Below are 5,699 nucleotides of genomic sequence, written 5' to 3' on the forward strand. Positions count from 1 at the left end.
ATGCGGGGGGAGGACTGCCCGGACTTCGCCGCCTTAAAGGAGGCGGGAGCCATTGCCCTGAGCGACGACGGCAGGCCGGTGGCCAACGCCCGCTGTCTGCTGGAAGCCCTGCAGGCCGGGGAGGAGCTTGGCCTGACGGTGGCCGCCCACTGCGAGGACCTGGACCTGGCCCGGGGGGGCCTGATGAACCAGGGGGAGACCGCCCGCCAGCTGGGGGTTAAGGCAGTGCCCCCTGCTGCCGAGGACTGCGGCGTGGCCCGGGAGCTGGCCGCTGCCGCCAGCATCGGGGCCCGGGTGCACATCTGTCATGTGAGCACAGCGGGCTCGGTGGCCTTGATTCGGGACGCCAAACGCCGGGGGGTCAGGGTCACTGCCGAAACCTGCCCCCACTACCTGCTGCTCACCGACCGGGCCCTGGAGAGCATGGACGCGGACTACCGCATGAACCCGCCCCTGGGCAGCGAGGCCGACCGGCTGGCGCTGATTGAGGGCCTGAGGGACGGCGCCCTGGACGCCATTTCTACAGACCACGCGCCCCACACCCCGGAGGAGAAGGGGGACTTTTTCACCGCCCCCAACGGGAGCATTGGCATGGAGACCTCTCTGGCGGCGGTGTTGACAGCTCTGGACGGCCGGCTGAGCCTCAGCCAGGTCATAGAGAAAATGAGCGCGGCCCCGGCCCGCATTCTGGGCATCCCCGCCGGTACTCTGGCCGTGGGCGCGCCTGCCGACGTGGTGGTGTTCGACCCAGAGGAGAAATGGACCGTGGACCCGGCCCGGCTCCACGGCAAAAGCCGGAACACCCCCTTCAAGGGCATGGAGCTCACCGGGCGGGTCAAGCTGACCTTTTCCCGGGGGAGAAGGGTGTTTGGGTAGGCCAGCGGTCAAGCCCGCTGGGGCCGGCTGGGTTGAGTCAAGCCTGCCGCGGGGCTTTCTGTGTCAGACCTGGAATAAGGTCAGACGTAAAAAACTGTGCTGACGGGGCTGAGAACACAGTCCGGCGTTTTTGCCAGTCAAAGGCTGACAGACTGGCAAGGAGAATGCCTTGCGCTGTCTGGGCCCAGTCTTGCCGGGGGCGTTTGCGGGTTTGAAATGGCCTGCCAGCTGCTTTGAAAATCATACATATATGCTGCTTTGAAAATCATACATATATATTGAAGGAGAGATGTCACATGTCAATGGACCGCCTGCTGGAAAATATCATGAAAAAGCAAAACCCCACTGTGGCCGGGCTGGACCCTAAGCTCAGCTACATTCCCGAGCACGTGAAGGCTCCCTGCTTTGAGGCCCACGGCAAAAACCTGGAGGGCGCGGCCGCCGCCCTGCTGGCCTTTAACAAGGGCCTCATCGACGCCCTTTGGGACGTGGTGCCCGCTGTGAAGCCCCAGGCCGCCTACTATGAGATGTACGGCTGGGCCGGGATGCGGGCTCTGGCCGAGACCATTGCCTATGCCAAGAGCAAGGGCCTGTTTGTGATTACCGACGGCAAGCGCAACGACATTGGGGCCACCATGGAGGCCTACGCCGCCGCCCATCTGGGAGAGACCCAGGTGGAGGGGGCCAGCTTTGAGGCCTTTGGGGCGGACGCTCTCACGGTGAACGGCTACCTGGGCAGCGATGGCGTCGACCCCCTTCTGGCTGTGTGCGCGGCAAAGGACAAGGGTATTTTTGTGCTGGCGAAAACCTCCAACCCCTCCTCCGGGGAGTTTCAGGACCAGATGCTGCACGCCATGTACGAGCCCCTGTACCGGGCCATGGGCAACATGTGCCAGCAGTGGGGGCTGAAGCTTCCGGGCCGGTACGGCTACAGCGGAGTGGGGGCCGTGGTGGGGGCCACCTATCCCCAGCAGCTGAAGGAGCTGCGCCGCGCTCTGCCCAACACCATGTTTCTGGTGCCGGGCTACGGGACCCAGGGGGGCGCGGCCGAGGCAGTGGCCCTGGGCTTTGACAAGCACGGCTGCGGGGCCATTGTCAACTCCTCCCGGGCCATTTTGTGCGCCTGGCAGAAGGAGGGCTGCGACCCTGCCGACTACGCCGGCGCGGCCCGCCGGGAGGCCCTGCGGATGCGGGACGAGATTATGGCCCGGCTGGGCGGCGTCAGCCTGCCGGTGTGAGGTGGAGTATGAGCGAAAAAAAATATGACTCCCTGCCGGGCGAGCTGACCTCTGTCCGGCAGCTGACCGAGGATGTGTTTGACTTCCGCCTGCGCTGCCCCGCCCTGGCGGCAAAGGCGGAGCCCGGCCAGTTCGCCCAGATTCTGGTGCCGGGCCGCACCTTGCGCCGGCCCATCTCCATCTGCGCCATAGACCGGGACCGGGGAGAGCTGCGGTTTGTGTTTCAGGTCCGGGGCCAGGGCACGGCGGAGCTGGCCCGGCGCCGGGCAGGGGACCGGCTGGAAATTCTGGCCCCTCTGGGGCATGGCTTTCCCGTGGACAGGGCAAAGAGGACCCTGCTGATGGGGGGAGGCATTGGCGTGCCCCCTCTGCTGGGGGCGGCCCAGGCCCTGGGCAGTCAGGCAGTGGCAGTGCTGGGCTTCCGCAGCCGGGAGGCCGTGATTTTGGAGGAGGACTTCAAGGCCGCAGGGGCCAAGACCCTGATTGCCACAGACAACGGCAGCTATGGGCGTCACGGTCTGGTGACAGAGCTGGCGGCGGAGGAGGACTTTGAGGTGGTGTTTGCCTGCGGCCCCGGCCCCATGCTGAGGGCGGCGAGGGCTCTGGCCCAGAGCCGGGGGGCGGCGGGGTATCTCTCGCTGGAGCAGCGCATGGCCTGCGGCGTGGGAGCCTGCCTGGGCTGCGCGGTGGCTCTGGTAGACGGAGAGGGAGCCGAATACTTTGGCCATGTGTGCAAGGACGGGCCGGTGATCGAGATGAGCCGGATCGGGGAGAGCGCCCTGTGAGGCCGGGAGAGGAGGAGCTTTTATGATTATATTGTGTTCCAACGGCCTGACCAGCCCCTGGCTGCGGGAGGCGGCGGGCCGGTGCGTCAAGGGGGGCAGGGCCGCTCTGGTGGTGACAGCGGACCCGGAATACCGGGAGAAGAACCGCCATGTACCCCGCTGCCGGGAGGAGCTGGAGGCCCTGGGCCTGGCCGTGGAGATTTTTGACCTTGACCGCCACCCTGCCCAAGGCCTTGCCCAGTTTGACGCGGTGATGCTGATGGGGGGCAACCCCTACTATCTGCTGGATTCCATTGAGAAGCACGGCGGGCGGCAGGCCCTGTGCCAGGCAGCGGACCAGGGCCTGCTGGTGGGGTGGAGCGCGGGGGCGCTGGTTTTGGGCCCCAGCCTGGGGCTTGTGGACCTGTACAGCCCAGAGCTTAACACCGTGGGCCTGAGCAGTCTGGGGGCCCTGGGGCTGACACAGGCGCAGGTGCTGCCCCATTACAGCCGGTTTCACACCCGGTATGAGCAATTTGAGGCCCGCTGCCAGGCCTATGAGCGGGAGCAGGGCTGTAAAGTGTACCGCCTTGACGACGGAGAGGGCCTGCTGCTGGACAGCCAGGGCCGGGTGGTTGAGGAGCTGTTCTCGCCCCTGCGGGTGAATGTGGCGGGGGTGGACTTCCGCAACCCGGTGATCGCGGCCTCGGGCACCTTTGGCTTTGGCCGGGAGTACGGGGAGCTGTACCCCCTGAGCCAGCTGGGGGGCATTAGCTGTAAAGGCACAACCCTTCACCCGCGCCCGGGCAATCCGCCCCCCCGGGTCACTGAGACCCCGGGGGGGATGCTCAACGCCGTGGGCCTGCAAAACCCGGGGGTGGAGCATTTCGTGGCCCAGGAGCTCCCCTGGCTCAGCCAGCAGGGGACGAGGATCATTGCCAATCTGGCGGGCAGCGCGGTAGAGGACTACTGTCAGACTGCGGAAAAGCTTAACGATACCCCGGCGGACATGGTGGAGCTGAACATCTCCTGCCCCAATGTGAAGGAGGGCGGGGTACAGTTTGGAGTGACCGCCCAGGGGGTGGAGGGCATTACCCGAGCGGTGCGCAGGGTGTGCAAAAAGCCCCTGATGGTGAAGCTCTCCCCCAATGTCACCGATGTCAGCGAGATGGCTCTGGCCGCCGAGAGCGCCGGGGCGGATGCGGTGTCCCTCATCAACACCCTCACCGGTATGCGCATTGACATTCACACCCGCCGGCCCATCATCCGCAACAACACCGGGGGGCTCTCGGGCCCGGCCCTGCTGCCGGTGGCCCTGCGCATGGTGTGGCAGACTGCCCAGAAGGTGAAAATCCCCATTGTGGGCCTGGGCGGCATTGCCGCCCCCGAGGACGCGGTGGAGATGCTGCTGGCAGGAGCCTCGGCCATTCAGGTGGGCACGGCTATTTTTACCGACCCCTATGCGCCTGTTAAAATTCGGGACGGGCTGCTGGACTTTATGGTAAAGAACGGGGTCAGGTCCGTGTCTGAGCTGACAGGAGGTGTGCGGCCGTGGTGACGACCCTCTATCTGATCCGGCACTGCCAGTCTATGGGGAACATTCAGCGCCGGTTTCAGGGCCGGTTTGACGCGGAGGTGAGCCCGGACGGTGTAAAGCAGCTGGCTTTACTGGGTCTGCGATTTCGCAACGAGCCCATTGACGCCATTTACACCAGCCCCTTAAAGCGGGCCAGAGCCACGGCCGAGGCCATTGCTCAGTACCACCCGGAGCTGGAAATCAAGGAGGAGCCGGGGCTGATTGAGCTTGACTGCGGGGACATGGAGAACCTGCTGCTTACCGAGGTGGCGGAGCGGTTCCCTCAGGTGGCCAGGGACTGGGACCAGAGCCCGGACCTGTGCCAATTCCCCGGGGGGGAGAGCATGGCCCAGGTGTATGAGCGGGCGAACCGGGCCCTGGACCGGATCATACAAGATCATGCGGGGGAGCGGGTGGTTGTCACAACCCATGGGGGCGTGCTGCGGAACCTGTTCGCCCGGGTGGCCTACGGGGAGCTGAAGGGCATCCGGCGCAGCGAGGTCTTTGGCAACACGGGGGTGAGCACCCTGGCGGCGGAGGACGGAGCTCTGCGGTGGGAGAAGGTCAACGACCTGAGCCACCTGCCGGAGGACATGCGCCGCCCGCCCACCCGGTTCGAGTTTTTTGCGGGGGACAGGCTGGTATGATTATTGTGGGCGTTGACCTGGGCCATGCCCGGACAGGCCTGGCGGTGTGCGACAAGGGGGAGCTGCTTGCCAGCCCCTTGGGGGTGATTGCCCAGCGGGACCCAGAGAAGCTGGCCCGGCAGGTGGCCGAGGCCGCCCAAAGGGCCAAAGCGGAGCGTCTGGCTGTGGGCCTGCCCCGGAACATGGACGGCACCGAGGGGGAAAGCGCGGCATTTGCCCGGGAAATGGGGGCGAGGCTTCAGTCGCTGACCGGCCTTGAGACGGTTTTTGTGGACGAGCGGGGCACGACCATCACGGCCCACGGCTATTTGAACGAGACCAACACCCGGGGCAAAAAGCGCAAGGCTGTGGTGGACGCGGTGGCGGCTGTGGTGATTTTGGAGGACTATCTGCGGTGGAGGAGGAATCATCCGGGGGAGTAGCGTAGCGATGTGGGGGTGGCCTTTGGCGGGCGGTTGGCCCGTGTAGAGATACCGCACACGGCGTTTGGCGTGGGTTTCTGACATTGCCCTTCGGGCAAGTCACGGAGTTTGCCTCGACTCCGAAGGAGTCGCCTTTTGCTTCGCAAAAGTACCGGCAAACTCCTACCGGTAGTCTC

General features: G+C 65.6%; 6 protein-coding genes. All 6 read left to right on the top strand.

All coding sequences use genetic code 11. The features are described 5' to 3' along the window. A partial coding sequence (locus tag ACTO5E_RS09850) for a dihydroorotase (RefSeq protein ID WP_482303304.1) occupies positions 1-876 on the top strand: 876 nt, incomplete at its 5' end. Between the two features lie 296 nt (positions 877-1,172). Further along, a complete protein-coding gene (gene pyrF / locus ACTO5E_RS09855) occupies positions 1,173-2,114 on the top strand; it encodes an orotidine-5'-phosphate decarboxylase (protein WP_482303305.1) in 942 nt (313 codons plus the stop codon). Between the two features lie 8 nt (positions 2,115-2,122). After that, on the top strand, positions 2,123-2,899 hold the full coding sequence (locus ACTO5E_RS09860; RefSeq protein WP_482303306.1) for a dihydroorotate dehydrogenase electron transfer subunit: 777 nt from the start codon (positions 2,123-2,125) through the stop codon (positions 2,897-2,899). Between the two features lie 22 nt (positions 2,900-2,921). Then, positions 2,922-4,436, top strand: a complete 1,515-nt coding sequence (locus ACTO5E_RS09865; RefSeq protein ID WP_482303307.1) for a dihydroorotate dehydrogenase — start codon at positions 2,922-2,924, stop codon at positions 4,434-4,436. After that, positions 4,430-5,101, top strand: a complete 672-nt coding sequence (locus ACTO5E_RS09870) for a histidine phosphatase family protein (protein WP_482303308.1) — start codon at positions 4,430-4,432, stop codon at positions 5,099-5,101. Before ACTO5E_RS09865 ends, ACTO5E_RS09870 begins: the two co-directional genes overlap by 7 nt. Further along, positions 5,098-5,523, top strand: a complete 426-nt coding sequence (gene ruvX, locus ACTO5E_RS09875) for a Holliday junction resolvase RuvX (RefSeq protein ID WP_482303309.1) — start codon at positions 5,098-5,100, stop codon at positions 5,521-5,523. Before ACTO5E_RS09870 ends, ruvX begins: the two co-directional genes overlap by 4 nt. The last annotated feature ends 176 nt before the right edge of the window (positions 5,524-5,699 follow it).

It is taken from the genome of Acutalibacter sp. (assembly GCF_056800975.1).

Bases quoted from the DNA above. Each gene is read 5' to 3' on its own strand.
- pyrF (WP_482303305.1), top strand. From the start codon at position 1,173: ATGTCAATGGACCGCCTGCTGGAAAATATCATGAAAAAGCAAAACCCC.
- ACTO5E_RS09860 (WP_482303306.1), top strand. From the start codon at position 2,123: ATGAGCGAAAAAAAATATGACTCCCTGCCGGGCGAGCTGACCTCTGTC.
- ACTO5E_RS09865 (WP_482303307.1), top strand. From the start codon at position 2,922: ATGATTATATTGTGTTCCAACGGCCTGACCAGCCCCTGGCTGCGGGAG.
- ruvX (WP_482303309.1), top strand. From the start codon at position 5,098: ATGATTATTGTGGGCGTTGACCTGGGCCATGCCCGGACAGGCCTGGCG.